At 73.6% G+C, this 14,867-nt stretch carries 17 protein-coding genes; 6 read left to right on the top strand and 11 right to left on the bottom strand.

Annotated elements, in window-relative coordinates; genetic code table 11:
* Positions 1-52: 52 nt before the first annotated feature.
* The 4 genes from ABZ923_RS09855 to ABZ923_RS09840 form a co-directional block, all read right to left on the bottom strand.
* The gene (locus ABZ923_RS09855) at positions 53-679 is read right to left on the bottom strand and encodes a YigZ family protein (protein WP_361469107.1); all 627 of its coding nucleotides are present in this window, start codon (positions 677-679) and stop codon (positions 53-55) included.
* A 103-nt stretch (positions 680-782) separates the two neighbouring features.
* A complete protein-coding gene (locus ABZ923_RS09850; protein ID WP_361469105.1) occupies positions 783-1,493 on the bottom strand; it encodes a hypothetical protein in 711 nt (236 codons plus the stop codon).
* Positions 1,494-1,555: 62 nt separating this feature from the next.
* Complete coding sequence (locus ABZ923_RS09845) at positions 1,556-2,098, bottom strand: histidine phosphatase family protein (protein WP_361469102.1); 543 nt, start codon at positions 2,096-2,098, stop codon at positions 1,556-1,558.
* Between the two features lie 223 nt (positions 2,099-2,321).
* A complete protein-coding gene (locus ABZ923_RS09840) occupies positions 2,322-3,236 on the bottom strand; it encodes a hypothetical protein (RefSeq protein WP_361469099.1) in 915 nt (304 codons plus the stop codon).
* A gap of 141 nt (positions 3,237-3,377) precedes the next feature.
* Between ABZ923_RS09840 and ABZ923_RS09835 the strand changes: the two genes are divergently transcribed.
* From ABZ923_RS09835 to ABZ923_RS09825, 3 genes are all read left to right on the top strand, one after another.
* Entirely contained in the window at positions 3,378-3,788 is a 411-nt protein-coding gene (locus tag ABZ923_RS09835; RefSeq protein ID WP_361469096.1) for a CoA-binding protein, read from the top strand.
* A 199-nt stretch (positions 3,789-3,987) separates the two neighbouring features.
* The gene (locus ABZ923_RS09830; RefSeq protein WP_361469093.1) at positions 3,988-5,622 is read left to right on the top strand and encodes an APC family permease; all 1,635 of its coding nucleotides are present in this window, start codon (positions 3,988-3,990) and stop codon (positions 5,620-5,622) included.
* A gap of 67 nt (positions 5,623-5,689) precedes the next feature.
* Positions 5,690-6,910 (top strand): 4-hydroxybenzoate 3-monooxygenase, encoded by a 1,221-nt coding sequence (locus ABZ923_RS09825; protein ID WP_361469091.1) that lies wholly within the window; start codon positions 5,690-5,692, stop codon positions 6,908-6,910.
* 16 nt (positions 6,911-6,926) lie between these two features.
* On the opposite strand, the gene ABZ923_RS09820 is transcribed toward ABZ923_RS09825, so the two are convergent.
* Positions 6,927-7,292 (bottom strand): metalloregulator ArsR/SmtB family transcription factor, encoded by a 366-nt coding sequence (locus ABZ923_RS09820; RefSeq protein WP_361469089.1) that lies wholly within the window; start codon positions 7,290-7,292, stop codon positions 6,927-6,929.
* Between the two features lie 59 nt (positions 7,293-7,351).
* Between ABZ923_RS09820 and ABZ923_RS09815 the strand changes: the two genes are divergently transcribed.
* Positions 7,352-8,380: a cation diffusion facilitator family transporter gene (locus ABZ923_RS09815; RefSeq protein WP_361469086.1), complete on the top strand. Its 1,029-nt coding sequence runs from the start codon at positions 7,352-7,354 to the stop codon at positions 8,378-8,380.
* Between the two features lie 2 nt (positions 8,381-8,382).
* Here ABZ923_RS09815 and ABZ923_RS09810 read toward each other — a convergent pair whose 3' ends face one another.
* Both ABZ923_RS09810 and ABZ923_RS09805 read right to left on the bottom strand, forming a co-directional pair.
* The gene (locus ABZ923_RS09810) at positions 8,383-8,943 is read right to left on the bottom strand and encodes a YbaK/EbsC family protein (RefSeq protein ID WP_361469083.1); all 561 of its coding nucleotides are present in this window, start codon (positions 8,941-8,943) and stop codon (positions 8,383-8,385) included.
* Positions 8,944-8,986: 43 nt separating this feature from the next.
* Positions 8,987-9,559, bottom strand: a complete 573-nt coding sequence (locus ABZ923_RS09805; RefSeq protein WP_361469080.1) for an XRE family transcriptional regulator — start codon at positions 9,557-9,559, stop codon at positions 8,987-8,989.
* A 109-nt stretch (positions 9,560-9,668) separates the two neighbouring features.
* Between ABZ923_RS09805 and ABZ923_RS09800 the strand changes: the two genes are divergently transcribed.
* Positions 9,669-10,526: a DMT family transporter gene (locus ABZ923_RS09800; RefSeq protein WP_361469077.1), complete on the top strand. Its 858-nt coding sequence runs from the start codon at positions 9,669-9,671 to the stop codon at positions 10,524-10,526.
* An 8-nt stretch (positions 10,527-10,534) separates the two neighbouring features.
* Here the strand turns inward: ABZ923_RS09800 and ABZ923_RS09795 are convergent, their stop codons facing one another.
* Entirely contained in the window at positions 10,535-11,299 is a 765-nt protein-coding gene (locus ABZ923_RS09795; protein WP_361469074.1) for an acyltransferase, read from the bottom strand.
* Between the two features lie 109 nt (positions 11,300-11,408).
* Between ABZ923_RS09795 and ABZ923_RS09790 the strand changes: the two genes are divergently transcribed.
* Positions 11,409-11,936, top strand: coding sequence for a gamma carbonic anhydrase family protein (locus tag ABZ923_RS09790; protein ID WP_361469071.1), 528 nt, complete (start codon positions 11,409-11,411; stop codon positions 11,934-11,936).
* Between the two features lie 23 nt (positions 11,937-11,959).
* Here the strand turns inward: ABZ923_RS09790 and ABZ923_RS09785 are convergent, their stop codons facing one another.
* From ABZ923_RS09785 to ABZ923_RS09775, 3 genes are all read right to left on the bottom strand, one after another.
* On the bottom strand, positions 11,960-12,604 hold the full coding sequence (locus ABZ923_RS09785) for a DedA family protein (RefSeq protein ID WP_361469068.1): 645 nt from the start codon (positions 12,602-12,604) through the stop codon (positions 11,960-11,962).
* Positions 12,605-12,720: 116 nt separating this feature from the next.
* The gene (locus tag ABZ923_RS09780; protein ID WP_361469301.1) at positions 12,721-13,758 is read right to left on the bottom strand and encodes a class I SAM-dependent methyltransferase; all 1,038 of its coding nucleotides are present in this window, start codon (positions 13,756-13,758) and stop codon (positions 12,721-12,723) included.
* A gap of 551 nt (positions 13,759-14,309) precedes the next feature.
* Positions 14,310-14,867: nucleotide disphospho-sugar-binding domain-containing protein (locus tag ABZ923_RS09775; protein WP_361469066.1), on the bottom strand; the 558-nt coding region annotated here is incomplete at its 5' end.

The raw sequence follows: 14,867 nt of genomic DNA, 5'->3' as shown, positions 1-14,867 counted from the left end.
ACCGTCACGACCCCCTCACCACAGGGTGGTTATGCCCGATTCGCGGCAATCGTCAGGCGTCTCCGTACGCTTCGCCGCCGAGTTCGAAGCCGGCCGTGCCCGCCGTCACATCGGCGAGCCAGGCGCGGAAGGCGTCCACATCGGCGTCCGGCAGGCCGATCTCCAGGGTGACGGCCTCGCCGTAGCGGACGTCGCGCACCGCGCGGCCGGTGGCGCGCAGGTCGTTCTGGACCTTGCCCGCGCGCTGGTGGTCGACGGTCACCGTGGCCAGCCGGAAGCGGCGCCGGGTGATCGTGCCGAGCGCGTCCAGGGCTTCGCCGACCGAGCCGCCGTAGGCGCGGATCAGTCCGCCGGCGCCGAGCTTGACGCCGCCGTAGTAGCGGGTGACGACGGCCACCACGTACCGCATGTCGCGGCGCAGCAGCATCTGCAGCATGGGCACGCCGGCGGTGCCGCCCGGTTCGCCGTCGTCGCTGGCCTTCTGCACGGAGGCGTCGGCGCCGATGACGTACGCCCAGCAGTTGTGGGTGGCGTCGGCGTGCTCCTTGCGCACGGCGGCGATGAACTCCTGGGCCTCCTGCTCGGTGGCGGCCGGGGCGAGGGCGCACAGGAAGCGGGAGCGGTTGATCTCGGTCTCGTGCACGCCCGCGCGGGCGACTGTGCGGTACTCGTCCTGCATCCCGTCAGCCTAGTCCGCGGTCGACGGCGCCCCGACGGAGCAGGTGCGCTGGACGGGACGTTCGGGCCGCCCCGGTGCCGGATGCCGCTGCCGCCCGACCGGGTCAGCCGCCCGCCGGGGTGAGGCAGGCCTCCAGGGCCGCGCGCCGGGAGTCCGGAAGGTGCTCACCCAGCGGTGTCTTGCGCGGGCTGTGTTCGCCGTCGCAGATCCAGGCGCGCTCGTCCCCGTCGTACCTCCAGGGCGCGGCGCCCCACATGGGGTGTCCCTGGAGCAGGTGGCGGGCCAGGGCCGCACAGTCGTCCGGGGCGCCCTGGGCCACGAGGGCCTCCTGCACCAGGGTGACGGCTTCGGCCGGGACGTCGGTGTCGCCCAGGGCGGGCAGCAGCAGAAGCAGACGGGCGTGCGGATCGGTCACTCCTTCCCCGTCCCCCGGGGCGTGGAGGAGCGCGGCGAGCTCGGCCCAGCACAGGCCGGGACCGATGCGGTCCTCGTCGGTGCCGGCGAGAACCAGCTCGTTCGTCCACCAGTCGGGATGGACGATGAAGTAGTCGGTGGAGGTGTACTCCTCACCGCTGTTGTAGTGCACGAGGATGCTGTGTCCGCCCGGGAGCGGGATCCGGAACACCGGCCAGGCGGCCTTGTCGCACAGGCGCTCCAGCATGCCCTCGACGTCCGCCGGGTCCACACCGAAACTCTCCACCAGGGCGTCGTCGTACAGGTCGACCAGGTGGGCGGCCCAGAACTCCGGCTCCGCGAGCAGCGGCAGCCCGTCCACGACGGGAGAAGAGGCGTATCCATGCCGTGCCATGACCATGCCGCCATTGTCCTGCCGGGTGATCCCGACCGTTCGGTCGCCCCCTGTGCCGGGCCCCCTCGCTAGCTCCGTTTCTTCCCGCGCGGGACGGTGAACGAGGTGAGCAGGGCGCCGCCGGGGCCGAGGTCCGGCCAGCCGGTGCCGTGCCAGGCGAGCACGGCGAGCGCCGAGGTCGGGAACTTCGCGCGCACCCGGTCCAGCGTGTCGTCGAGGCCGTCCGCGGCCAACGTGAGCACCAGGTCCTCCAGGCCGGGGTTGTGCCCGACCAGCAGGAGCGTGCGCACCTCCGGCGGCGTCTCGCGCACCACCTCCAGCAGCTCCGGTACGCCGGCCGCGTACAGCCTCCGGTCGTAGCGCACCGGCGGTGGCGTGGCCCACTCGGCGGAGGCCAGCTCCCAGGTGCGGCGGGCGCGTACGGCGGTGGAGCACAGCGCGAGGTCGGGCAGCGGGCCGGCGGCGAGGGCCCGCCCGGCGGCCGGCGCGTCCCGCAGGCCACGCGGCGCGAGCGGCCTGCGGTGATCGTCGACCCCCTCGGGCCACGCGGACTTGGCGTGCCGCAGCACCACCAGCCGCCGCAAGGGCCCACCACCGACCGTCCGCGTCACACCGGCCCCCCGCACCTCAGGCAGCGCGTCCCGCCCACCGTCCGGGGCAACGGGCACCTTCTGCACATCAGCAGTACACCGCGCGTCCCCACCACCCCCGAACCGCCCACCGCCCCGCTCACGCCCACCCCGAACCGCGCACCGTCCAGGGCATCGCGCACGCTCTGCACATCACGCAGCGCACCGCGCGTCCCCACCACCCCCGGACCGCCCACCGCCCCGCTCACGCCGGCCCCCCGATGTCCCGCGCGAGATCGAGGGCCAGCAACCTGTCGGCATAGGCGAACGTCTCGAACCGCGCGCCGTCGGCGATGCCGGGCGCGTTCTCCGCGTCGCGCAGGACGCCGAGCACCGCGGGCAGGTCCAGGTCGTCCTCCCAGGCGGCGCGCAGCCGTTCCCGCACCTCGCCCGGGACCGGTCGCGAGGGCTGCCGGGCCCAGCCGGCGACGGACCGCCGCCACCGGGCGAGACTCCGCGCGGCGTCCTCCAGCACGGCCGGGTCCAGCCGCACGGGCTCGCTCCGCGGGACGGCGAGCAGGGCGAGCCGGAGTGCGGAGGGGTCGGAGAGCAGTACGGGAAGCGCTGAGGGACCGGCGGGGGCCGCCGCGCAGTGGACATCCCCGCGGGTGGAGCGCCGGCCCGCACCGGCATCGGCACCAGCACCGACACCGGCACCCGCACCGGCCCCCCTCACCTCACCCGCTCCGTCCGGCCGTCCGGACTCGCCCCCAGACCGCTCCCTCTCGTCACCCGCGGGGCCGGCGTCCCCCGCCCACTCCACCGCTCCCACACCGACCACCGGCCCCTCCCCCAGTGCGTTCTCGGTCCCCCGTTGCGCCACATGGATGGCCTGGGACTCGCCGAGGCCCGAGGCGAGGTCGTGGGCGTCCTCGAAGGGGCGGATGGCCAGGCGGGTGGCGGCGGTGCGGAGCTCGGGGTGGTCGCGGGGGGACGTGAGGATCGTCCAGACCGGGGTGCCGCCCAGTTCCAGCGCGCGGACGAGCAGGTCGGCGGTGAGCAGCACCCGCAGGGCCGTCGGGTCGAGACGCCCGGCGTGGGCCTCGATGCGGGTCAGGCCGCGGCGGGCGGGCGCGGCGGGGACGGGCTCACCGGTTCGGGCGTCGAGGATGCGCAGCACGGGGTGAGCGTAGGCGGGCGAGCGCCCGTATGCAGCGGCTTGCACCGATTCCGGTCAGCGTGCCGGGGTACGGCGGGAATCCACACCCGCCGGGGCACTGTTGCCCGGGCACACAGTTCCCGCAGCCCGAGGAGGCGGCCGATGTACGGCGACGAGGCGACGATCCGCAGGATCCTGACCGAGATGGGCGACACCTGGGCGGTGGTCGGCCTGTCCTCGAACCAGCACCGGGCCGCCTACGGGGTGGCACGGGTGCTGCAACGGTTCGGCAAGCGGATCGTGCCGGTGCACCCGAAGGCCGAGACGGTGCACGGCGAGCAGGGCTACGCCTCCCTCGCGGACATCCCCTTCGACGTGGACGTGGTGGACGTCTTCGTCAACAGCGCGCTGGCCGGTGCGGTGGCCGACGAGGCCGCGGCCCGGGGCGCGCAGGCGGTGTGGTTCCAGCTCGGAGTCGTCGACGTGGCGGCCTACGAACGCACCCGCGCGGCGGGCCTGGAAATGGTCATGGACCGGTGCCCGGCGATCGAAATTCCCCGCCTGACCGTGTGACTACTCTCCTTCATCACAATTCTCCGCTGAATATTGACATTCCCCGGAACGGTCTGACCTGTACAAAGACTGTGACCAAGACGGACAAGATCCTGGGTCAAGTTTTGGGAAATAGTCTTTCGTCGGCGCGCATCACTTTCCTAGCCTGTGGCCTCATTGCTCGTTAATCCTGCGTTCATGAACTGAGAGGCCACTTGACATGGCGAAAGTCGACGCCCTGCCACAGGCCAAGCTGGAGTCCGGCGGTCTGCGCCGAGATGTCGGACTGATAGGTCTGACGTGGGCCTCCGTCGGCTCCATCATCGGCTCCGGCTGGCTGTACGGCGCCGAGAAGGCCGTCGTCGTGGCCGGCCCCGCGGCGATCATCTCGTGGGTGATCGGCACGGTGGCGATCGTGCTGCTGGCGCTCGTGCACGCCGAGCTCGGCGGCATGTTCCCGGTGGCGGGCGGCACCGCCCGCTACCCGCACTACGCGTTCGGCGGCCTGGCCGGCATGTCCTTCGGCTGGTTCGCCTGGCTCCAGGCGGCCACCGTGGCCCCGATCGAGGTCGAGGCCATGATCGGCTACGCCGGTCACTGGAAGTGGGCCCAGAGCCTTCAGCACGCCGACGGAACGCTGACGACCAGCGGTTTCATCACGGCCGTCGCCCTGATGGCGGTCTTCGTCGGCGTCAACTTCTTCGGCGTCCGCGCTCTGGCCCACACCAACAGCGCCGCCACCTGGTGGAAGATCGCCGTCCCGCTCGGGGCGATCTTCGTCATCGCCGCCACCAACTTCCACGCGAGCAACTTCACCTCGGAGGGCTTCGCCCCCTTCGGCGCCCAGGGCATCCTCGGCGCCATCAGCTCCAGCGGCATCATCTTCGCGCTGCTCGGCTTCGAGCAGGCGATCCAGCTGGCGGGCGAGAGCCGGAACCCGAAGCGTGACCTGCCGCGGGCGACCCTCGGCTCGGTCGCGATCGGCGCCGTGATCTACATCCTGCTCCAGGTCGTGTTCATCGCCGCGCTGCCGCACACCTCCTTCGCGCACGGCTGGGCCAAGCTGGACTTCCCCGGCATCAGCGGTCCGTGGGCGGGCCTGGCGACCCTGGTGGGCCTGGGCTGGCTGGGCTGGGTGCTCTACGTCGACGCGATCATCTCGCCCGGCGGCACCGGCCTGATCTACACCACCGCCACCTCGCGCGTCTCCTTCGGCCTGGCCAAGAACGGCTACGCGCCGAAGGCCTTCGCCAAGACCGACAAGCGCGGTGTGCCGTGGTTCGGCCTCATCATGTCGTTCGTCACCGGTGTGATCTGCTTCCTGCCCTTCCCGAGCTGGCAGGAGCTGGTCGGCTTCATCACCTCGGCGAGCGTGCTGATGTACGCGGGCGCCCCGCTGGCCTACGGCGTCTTCGCCGACCGTCTGCCGCACCACGAGCGCCCCTACCGGCTGCCCGGCGGCAAGGTCATCTCGCCGCTGTCCTTCGTGGTGGCCAACCTGATCATCTACTGGGCCGGCTGGGACACCCTGTGGCGGCTGGGCTTCGCGATCCTGCTCGGCTACCTGCTGCTGGGCTCCTACGCCTGGTACGCCACGGCCACGCGGAAGCCGGACGCGCCGCGCATGGACTTCAAGGCCGCGCAGTGGCTGCCCGGTTACCTGCTGGGTCTTGGCCTGATCTCCTGGCTGGGCACCTTCGGCGGCCGGGGCACCATCCCGCTGTGGTGGGACATCCTGGTCGTGGCGGCCTTCTCGGTCGGCATCTACTACTGGGCCCGGGCCGTCGCCTCGAAGCCCGAGGCGATCGAGCGGAGCATCGACGAGGTCGTGGTGACGGAGGCGCCCGCGCACTGACCCGTCCCTCCCCCCACCCCACGGTGTCCCGTCGGCCTGGCTGACGGGACACCGTCATAATGCTCGCGTGACGTCTCCCTCCCCCCACCCCGGCTCCCCCGCCGCCGCCCGCTTCCCGGTCGTCGTCGTGGGCGCCGGACCGGCCGGCCTGACCGTCGGGAACATCCTGCGGGCCGCCGGTGTCGACTGCCTGGTCCTGGAGACCGAGAGCAGGGCGTTCATCGAGCAGCGGCCACGCGCCGGCGTCATCGAGGAGTGGGCCGTACGCGGCCTGGAACGGCGCGGTCTGGCCGGCAACCTGCCGGAGCGGGCCGAGCGGCACTCCGCGTGCGAGTTCCGCTTCGACGGGCACGGCTACCGCTTCGACTACACGGAACTGACGGGGCGTCACCACTGGGTCTACCCGCAGCCGCTGCTCGTGACCGACCTGGTGCGCGAGTACGCCGACGTGCGCGGCGGGGAGATCCGCTTCGGCGTGCGGGACGTACGCCTGCACGACCTGGACTCGGACCGGCCCGCCGTCTCCTACACCGACCCGGACAGCGGCGAACGGCTGCTGGTGCAGTGCGACTTCGTCGCCGGCTGCGACGGGGCACGCGGCGCGAGCCGGGCCGCGCTGCCGCCGCGGGCGCGGATCTCCCGGCACGACTACGGCATCGGCTGGCTGGCCCTGCTGGCCGAGGCCCCGCCGTCCTCCGACCGCGTGCTGTTCGGCATGCACGCGGACGGGTTCGCCGGGCACATGCCCCGCAGCGCCGGGATGACCCGCTACTACCTCCAGTGCCCGCCCGGCGACGACCCGGACGCCTGGACGCACGAACGCGTCTGGGACCAGCTCCAGCGGCGCCTGGGGACGGCGGACCAGCCGCCGCTGACGGAGGGGCGGCTGCTGGAGAAGCGGGTGCTGGACATGCACACCTACGTCGTCGAGCCCATGGTGTTCGGCCGGCTCTTCCTGGCCGGCGACGCCGCGCACCTCGTCGCGCCGATCGCGGCGAAGGGCATGAACCTGGCGCTGCACGACGCGTTCCTGCTCGGCGACGCCCTGGCCGCGTACCTGACCGAGGAGGACCCGGCGGGTCTGGACGGCTACTCGGACGCCTGTCTGCGCCGGGTGTGGGACTACCAGGAGTTCTCGGAGTGGCTCTCCGAGATCTACCACGGCGCCTCGCACGGCGACCCCTACCGCGCCGGCACCACGCTGGCCCGGCTGCGCCGGCTGTTCACCTCGCCCGCGGCGGCGGCCGCCTTCGCCGAGCAGTACCTCGGGACGGCCGAGGCGTTCTGACCCCGCCGCGCACCGGTCAGCGCGCCGCCGGACCGTCCCGGTCGGCCAGGCGGTGGTCGGCCGTCCTCAGGGCCTCCTCGACCAGCCGCCGCAGATGCCCGTGCCGGAGTGAGTAGACCACCCGGCGGCCCTCCTTGCGGGTGTCCACCAGACCGGCCAGCCGCAGCCGGGCCAGGTGCTGGCTGACGGCCGGACGGGCGGCGCCGCACGCCTCGGTGAGCGTGCCGACGTCGGCCTCGCCGGCGGTCAGCGTGTGCAGCAGCGCGAGCCGGGTGCGGTCGCCCAGCAGGGCGAGCAGTTCGGCGGCGAGCGCGAACTGCTCCTCGCCCGGCGTGCGCTCGTGCGCATGGTGCGCAGGTGACAGGTGCATGCGTGCGCTCATACGCACATAATGGTCCGGTGGGCGCGGTGCGTCCACTCCCGTACCGGAAGGGGCCCGACGTGAGCGACCGGCATCCTCATCACCACCCCACGGATCCGCGCCACCGCCTCACCCACCGCCTCGCCCATCTCCTCACCCCGCACTCCCACGAGACCGCCGGGAAGGTGGACCCGGCGCTGGAGTCCTCGGCGCGGGGCATCCGGGCGCTGTGGGTGTCGCTGGCCGTGCTGGGGGCGACCGCGCTGGGGCAGGCGGCCGTGGTGGCCGTCTCGGGATCGGTGGCGCTGCTCGGCGACACCGTGCACAACGCGGCCGACGCGCTGACCGCCGTCCCCCTCGGCATCGCGTTCGTGCTGGGCCGGCGGGCGGCGACCCGCCGGTTCACCTACGGGTACGGCCGCGCCGAGGACCTCGCGGGTCTGGTGATCGTGCTGACCATCGCCGCCTCGGCGGCCTTCGCGGCGTGGGTGGCGGTCGGGCGGCTGTTCGAGCCGCGTCCGGTCACGCAGGTGCCGGCGGTCGCGCTGGCCGCGCTGCTGGGCTTCGCCGGCAACGAGTGGGTGGCCCGGTACCGGATCCGGGTGGGCCGGGAGATCGGCTCGGCCGCGCTCGTCGCCGACGGGCTGCACGCCCGTACCGACGGCTTCACCTCGCTGGCCGTGCTGCTGGGCGCCGGCGGCTCGGCGCTGGGGTGGCAGTGGGCCGACCCGGTCGTGGGGCTGGCGATCACGGCCGCGATCGCGCTGGTGCTGCGGGACGCGGCGCGGGAGGTGTTCCGGCGGGTGCTGGACGCCGTCGACCCGGCGCTGGTGGACCGGGCCGAGGACGCGGTGCGCGCGGTGCCGGGGGTGCGCGGGGTGGGTGAGCTGCGGCTGCGCTGGATCGGGCACCGGCTGCGGGCCGAGCTCGCGGTGGTGGTGGACGGCGAGGCGACGCTCCGGCAGGCGCACGCGATCGCGGTGGCGGCCGAACACGCCCTGCTGCACGCCGTACCGCGGCTGACGGCCGCCCTGGTGCACGCCGATCCGGCACCGGTGCCGGGGGAGGCGGACCCGCACCTGGCGCTCGCGCACCACACGGCGCTCTGAGCTCAGGCGGTGACGCCCAGCCCCTCCAGGACGACCGCGCCGGGCAGTTCGGCGAGGGCCTTGCCGGGCACCAGCAGCTTGCCGCGCCGGCGTCCGCTGCCGACCAGGACGTAGGGCAGGTCGACGACGGCGGAGTCCACCAGGACCGGCCAGCCGGTGGGCAGCCCGAGCGGGGTGATGCCGCCGTACTCCATGCCGGTCTCCCCGGTCGCCGTCTCCATCGAGGCGAACGAGGCCTTGCGGGCACCCAGCTGGCGGCGGACGGCACCGTTGACGTCCACCCGGGTGGTGGACAGCACCACGCAGGCGGCCAGGGTGGTCTCGCCGGCCCGCTTGCCCGCGACCACCACGCAGTTCGCCGACCGCTCCAGCAGGTCCCGGCCGTAGTGCTCCACGAAGACGGCCGTGTCGGCCCACTGCGGCTCGGTCTCGACGTACAGGATCCGGTCGGCCGGGACCGCGCCCTGCCAGTGGCGTACGGCGTCGGCGACCGGGGCGGTCAGCTCGTCCAGGCAGTCCGGGGCGGGGGTGGCGGTGTCGAAGTCTCCGATGGGTGCGCGCATGGCCGCACGCTAGCAAGGCCGGTCCGCCCGCCGTACCGGTGTCTCAGGGCACGGGCGGCACGGAGACGGCCATCACCATCTCCATCGGCTCCTCGCCCCGATTGCCGTAGCGGTGCGGGACGTTGGCCTCGAAGGAGACGCTCGCGCCGGCCGGGACGCGGTACTCCTCGCCGTCGACGGTGAGCGTCAGCTCGCCGGCGGTGACGTGGACCAGTTCGACGGTGCCGGCGGGGTGCGGCTCGGAGGGGCTGCTCTCCCCCGGCATCAGCCGCCAGTCCCACATCTCCAGCGGTCCGGGCGCCTCGGTGCCGGCGAGCAGCCGGTTGTAGCTGCCGGCCTCGGTGTGCCAGAGCCGTACGGCGCGTTCGGCGGGGACCACGCGGACCCTGGGGCCCTGCTCGTAGTCGAGGAGGGTGGTGATGCTGACGCCGAGGGCGTCACCGATCTTGACGACCGTGCCGATGCTGGGGTTGGTGCGGGCCTGCTCGATCTGGATGAGCATGCCGCGGCTGACACCGGCCCGGGCGGCGAGCACGTCCAGCGTGAAGCCGCGCACCGAGCGCCAGTGCCTGACGTTGCGCGCCAGGGACTGGGTCAGGAGTTCGAGGTCCGACACGTTGCGTCCAATATCCGGGAAGTTCAATATTATTGATGACGCAGTCCAATGTGCTGAACTACGGTGAGGTGCACCTGAGCGTTCACCGAACTGTACTGCGAGGCCGGCCGTGACAGCATTCTTCGCCCTGACCACCAGCCTGCTGTGGGGGCTGGCCGACTTCGGCGGCGGGCTGTTGACACGGCGTACCCCGGCGCTGACGGTCGTGGTCGTCTCGCAGGCGGTCGCGGCGGCCGTCCTGGGCGCGATCGTGCTCGCCACCGGCGGCTGGAGCGAGGCCGGGCCCCGGCTGTGGTTCGCGTTCGCGGCGGGCCTGGTGGGACCGGTGGCCCTGCTCTCCTTCTACCAGGCGCTCGCGCTCGGCCCCATGGGCGTGGTCTCGCCGCTCGCCACCCTGAGCGTCGCCGTGCCCGTCGGCGTCGGTCTCGTCCTCGGCGAGCGGCCCGGCCTCCTCCAGGTCGCGGGCATCGCGGTCGCCGTCACCGGGGTCGTCCTCGCCGGCGGCCCGCAGTTGCGGGGCGCGGCCGTGCAGCGGCGCGCGGTGCTGCTCACGCTGGTCGCCGCGCTCGGCTTCGGGACGGTGTTCGCGCTGATCGCGGAGGCCTCGACCGATGTGACCGGCCTGTTCCTCGCGCTGTTCGTGCAGCGGCTGACGAACATCGCGGTGGGCGGGGCCGCGCTCGCCGTCTCCGTCCGGCGCGGCGGTGCGGCCCTGCCGGAGGGCGGCTTCCCGTGGGCCTCGCTGCCCGCGCTGGCCTTCGTCGGACTGGCCGACGTGGCGGCCAACGGCACCTACGCGATCGCCGCCCGCAGCGGTCCGGTCACCGTCGCGGCCGTGCTCGCCTCGCTGTATCCGGTGGTGACCGCGCTGGCCGCGCGCGGCTTCCTGCGCGAGCGGCTGCGCGCGATCCAGGCCGCGGGGGCCGGGCTGGCCCTGCTGGGCACGCTGCTGCTGGCGACCGGCTGAGCCGGGCGTCAGCCCTCGGGCTCCAGCGCGGCCAGCCGCGCCACCGCCGCCTCGTCCAGGTCCGCCAGCGCCCGCAACTGCCCCGGCGTCATGCCGTCCGGTATCGGCACCGGGGCGGGCGTACGCAGCGGCGGCTGCCAGCCGTCCTCGGGCGTCCAGCGCCGTACGACCCTGGCGGGCGCACCCGCCACCACCGCGTGGTCGGGCACCGTGCCCCGGACCACCGCACCGGCCGCCACGACCACGTTCCGGCCGATCCGCGCGCCCGGCAGGATCACCGCGCCGGTGCCGATCCAGCAGCCCGGGCCGATCTCGACCGGCTCCATCCGCGGCCACTGCCGGCCGATGGGCTCGTGCGGGTCGTCGTAGGAGTGGTTGGTGGAGGTGACGTAGACGTACGGGCCGAAGTAGCAGTCCCTGCCGATGGTGACCGTCGTGTCCGCGATGACGTGGCTGCCGCGGCCGAGGACCACGCCGTCGCCGATGCGCAGGATCGGGTCCGGGCCGAGGTCCAGGCCGGGCATCAGGCCGGCGGTGAGGGTGACCTGCTCGGCGATGATGCAGTGGGAGCCGAGCCGGATCCAGGGTTCGCCGAAGACCGTGCCGAGCGGGAAGGCCAGCCGGGTGGCTTCGCCGATCGCGCCGAAGCGGAGGCCCGCCGGGTGCTCGGCCGTGACGGATCCGTTGCGCTGGGCCCAGGACCAGGCGGCGTGTACGGCTCGCTGGGCCAGGCCCTGTCGCCACAATGAGAACGTGTTCTTGCGCTTCGGCACGGGCTCACGTTACTCACCGGTCGCCTCCGGCGCAGAGGGCGGGCTGCTGTGATCTTTGCCCCACCCGGTGTCGTACCGTGCCCTGTACGGCCGACACGAGGAGACGGTGATGACGCACAAGGCGCTGATCGTGAGTATCGGGGGCAAGGAGCCGCGGGTCGATCCGGAGGCGTTCGTGGCCCCTACGGCATCCGTGATCGGGGACGTCACGCTGCACGCGGGGGCCAGTGTCTGGTACGGGGCGGTGGTGCGCGGGGACGTCGAGAAGATCACCGTAGGGGCGCAGGCCAACGTGCAGGACAACGTCACCCTGCACGCCGATCCCGGGTTCCCGGTGACCGTCGGTGAGCGGGTGTCCATCGGGCACAACGCGGTGGTGCACGGGGCGACCGTGGAGGACGACTGCCTCATCGGGATGGGGGCGACCGTGCTGAACGGGGCGGTGATCGGGGCGGGGTCGCTGGTCGCGGCCCAGGCGCTGGTGCCGCAGGGGATGGTCGTGCCGCCGGGGTCGCTGGTGGCGGGGGTGCCGGCGAAGGTGAAGAGGCCCCTGTCCGAGGAGGAGCGGGACGGGGTGACCCTCAACGGCACCCTGTACGCGGAGCTGGGCAAGGCGCACAAGGATGTGCACCGGTAGGAGCCCCGGTGGGCGGGGGCGCCTCAGTCCCCCGCGCTCACGGGTTCCGCCTCCCGGTGCTCCGCCTGGGCCTTCTTCGCCTTGCGCTTGAGGATCAGCATGGAGGCCAGGCCGATCAGCACCGCCACCGCCAGGCCCACGTACGAGAAGCGCTTCAGCCAGTCCTCGGCGACCCTGCCGACGTAGTAGATGACGGCCGTGGTGCCGCCGGCCCAGCAGATGCCGCCGAGGACGTTGGCGATCAGGAACTTCCAGTACGGCATGTGGAGGACGCCCGCGAGGGGCCCGGCGAAGATGCGCAGGAGGGCGACGAAGCGGCCGAAGAAGACCGCCCACATGCCCCACTTCTCGAAGGAGCGCTCGGCGGTGGCCACATGGCCCGGGCCGAAGTGGCGTGGGAACTTCCCGCCGAGCCAGGCCAGCAGCGGGCGTCCGCCCTTGCGGCCGATGGCGTACCCGATGGAGTCGCCGATCACCGCGCCGGCGGTCGCGCAGATGCCGAGGACGACCGGGTTGACACCCGAGTGCTGGGAGGACATCAGCGCCGCGGAGACCAGAATGATCTCGCCCGGCAGCGGGATGCCCAGGCTCTCCAGACCGATCACCAGGGCCACCACGGCGTAGACGGCGACCGCCGGCACCGAGTCGAGCCAATCCTGGACGTGCACCGCCGGTTCCTCCCGTGTCGCTGTCGTGCCCTCCGGCCTGCCGGGCCGCCGCGTGCAGCGCGCCCCAGAGGAAGGCTACCTGGTCGGCACCGCCTGCACCTTGGGTGCCGGACCTGTCACTGCTTGCGCGCGACCAAGCGGTACGCGTTGGACAGGCCGAGGCGGTGGGACAGCGGCCGTACGGCGAACCGGTCGAGGAGGGTCGCGGCGAGGAGCGCCGGGACGCCGGCCAGGAGGAGGGCGGTGCGCGCGGCCCGGCGCAGGGGGCCGGGGCGTGCCGGGAGCCAGGGCGCGTCCTCGCGCGGGGCGGTGTGGTCGAGGGCGAGCCAGACGGCGGCGAGCAGGTCGACCGGGTCGTGCGCCTCGGCGTGCTGTTCCGCGACCACCGTGAACCCGAGTTCGGCGAGCCGGCGGCGCAGGTTGGCGACCGGCACGAAGTGCAGGTGCTGCGGCTGGAGCCAGGGCAGCCACCAGCGGCCGAGGAGCCGGGCGTAGCGGCTCTCCGGGTCCGGTACCTCGATCAGCAGGTGGCCGCCGGGGCGCAGGGTCGCGTGGGCGGCGCGGAGTTCGCGGTCGGGGTCGGTGCTGTGCTCCAGGTAGTGGAACATGCTCACCACGTCGTAGCGGGCGGCGAGTTCGGGGGCCAGGTCGGGGAAGACACCGCGGTGGGCGTGGTCCACGCGGCCCTCGCGGGCGGCGAGTTCGACGCCGTCGGTGAAGTCGAGGCCGTCGAAGACCGTGCCGGGCAGGACGGTGCGGGCGGTCGCGCAGAAGTGGCCGTGGCCGGTGCCGACGTCCAGCCAGGCCTTCGGCGCGGGATCGTGCGGCAGCATCGCCTCGGCGCGGTCCCGGTACATCGCCGTACGCCCCCCGAAGGTGCCGCTCATCCGCTGCTCGCCGAGCCCGTCGTAGAAGTCCCGGTAGTAGAACTCCAGCCCCTCGGCGTTCAGCCGGGGGTTCTGGAAGACGTGGCCGCAGTCGGCACAGCGGTCCAGCGTGAAGCGGCCGGGCTTGTGCTGGAGCAGATCGGTGGTGCGCAGGCGGGGAGCGAGCCGCCTGGAGGAGCACCAGGGGCAGGTGGTGCGCCGGGGCCCGAGGAAACGGTCGGTACCGGCGTCCAGATCGGCCCGGTAGGCGGAGCGGAGGGCGGCGATACGGGCCGTCCTGTCCCCGGCGTCCTGCGCGGGGGCGCCGGCGCCCCGGCCGCCGGCCTCCCGGGCATCCGCTCCGCGGCTCCCACTCACCCGGCCGGCCGTCCTCCCGGCGCCGCCGTCCCGGCCGCCGGCCCTTCGGGCATCGATGCCCCGGCCCTCGGACTCTCGGGCGCCAGCACCTCGGGCATCGGCGCTTCGGCCGTCGGCGCTTCGGACGTCGGCCCCTCGACTGCCGGGCTCTCCGGCATCTATACCCCGGCCCTCGGGCTCTCGGACGCCAGCACCTTGCGCATCGGCATTCCGGGCATCGGCCCCTCGGCCGCCGGTCCCTCCGGCATCGATACCCCGGCCCTCGAACTCCCGGACGCCGGCACCTTGCGCATCGGCGCTCCGGGCATCGGCCCCTCGGCCGCCGGGCTCTCCGGCATCGATACCCCGGCCCTCGAACTCTCGGACGCCGGCACCTTGCGCATCGGCGCTCCGGGCATCGGCCCCACGGCTGCCGGGCTCTCCCGCATCGATGCCCCGGCCCTCGGTCTCTCGTGCGTCTGTCATCGGGTCTCCGCTGCCAGTTGTTCGAGGTGGGTTGCCGCGGTCGGGGCGCCGCCCGCGGCGTGGAACGCGGCGCCGATCCGGGCGGCTGCGGCCCGGTGGGCAGGGTCGTGCAGGACGGTGTCGAGGGCCTCGCCCAACCGGGCCGCAGTGACCCGGCCGAAGCGGACCCGGACGCCCGCGCCGGAGTCCACCACCTGCCCGGCCACCACGGGCTGGTCGTCCCGGATCGGCGCGACGACGAGCGGGACGCCGTGCCACAGCGCCTCGCAGACGGTGTTGTGCCCCGCGTGGCAGACGACGGCGTCCATCCGTTCCAGCAACGGGAGTTGGGGCACGGAGGGCAGGATCAGGACGTCCTTGTCGTCCGCTGCCACCGGCAGTCTGCCGGCCGGGTCGGCGATCACCGCCTGAAGCCGGTCGGCGCGCTCCCGCAGCGCGGCCAGGCACGCGGTGAGGAAGCGGGCGCCGGTGTCGGCGTTGGCCGTGCCGAGGGTGACCAGGACCTTGGCCCGGCCCTGGTCCAGCCGTTCCCAGGGGAAGTCCGGTCCGGCCGG

It is taken from the genome of Streptomyces sp. NPDC046881, from assembly GCF_040645015.1.
In the GTDB taxonomy this organism is placed as follows: domain Bacteria; phylum Actinomycetota; class Actinomycetes; order Streptomycetales; family Streptomycetaceae; genus Streptomyces.
Note: the sequence above shows the minus strand (reverse complement) of the source record. Positions and strands in the feature narration are given on the sequence as shown.

Excerpts from the sequence above, each read along its gene's own strand:
- ABZ923_RS09850 (WP_361469105.1), bottom strand. The coding sequence starts at position 1,493 with ATGGTCATGGCACGGCATGGATACGCCTCTTCTCCCGTCGTGGACGGG.
- ABZ923_RS09820 (WP_361469089.1), bottom strand. The coding sequence starts at position 7,292 with ATGAGCGCACGCATGCACCTGTCACCTGCGCACCATGCGCACGAGCGC.
- ABZ923_RS09855 (WP_361469107.1), bottom strand. The coding sequence starts at position 679 with ATGCAGGACGAGTACCGCACAGTCGCCCGCGCGGGCGTGCACGAGACC.
- ABZ923_RS09790 (WP_361469071.1), top strand. The coding sequence starts at position 11,409 with ATGACGCACAAGGCGCTGATCGTGAGTATCGGGGGCAAGGAGCCGCGG.
- ABZ923_RS09835 (WP_361469096.1), top strand. The coding sequence starts at position 3,378 with ATGTACGGCGACGAGGCGACGATCCGCAGGATCCTGACCGAGATGGGC.
- ABZ923_RS09830 (WP_361469093.1), top strand. The coding sequence starts at position 3,988 with ATGGCGAAAGTCGACGCCCTGCCACAGGCCAAGCTGGAGTCCGGCGGT.
- ABZ923_RS09810 (WP_361469083.1), bottom strand. The coding sequence starts at position 8,943 with ATGCGCGCACCCATCGGAGACTTCGACACCGCCACCCCCGCCCCGGAC.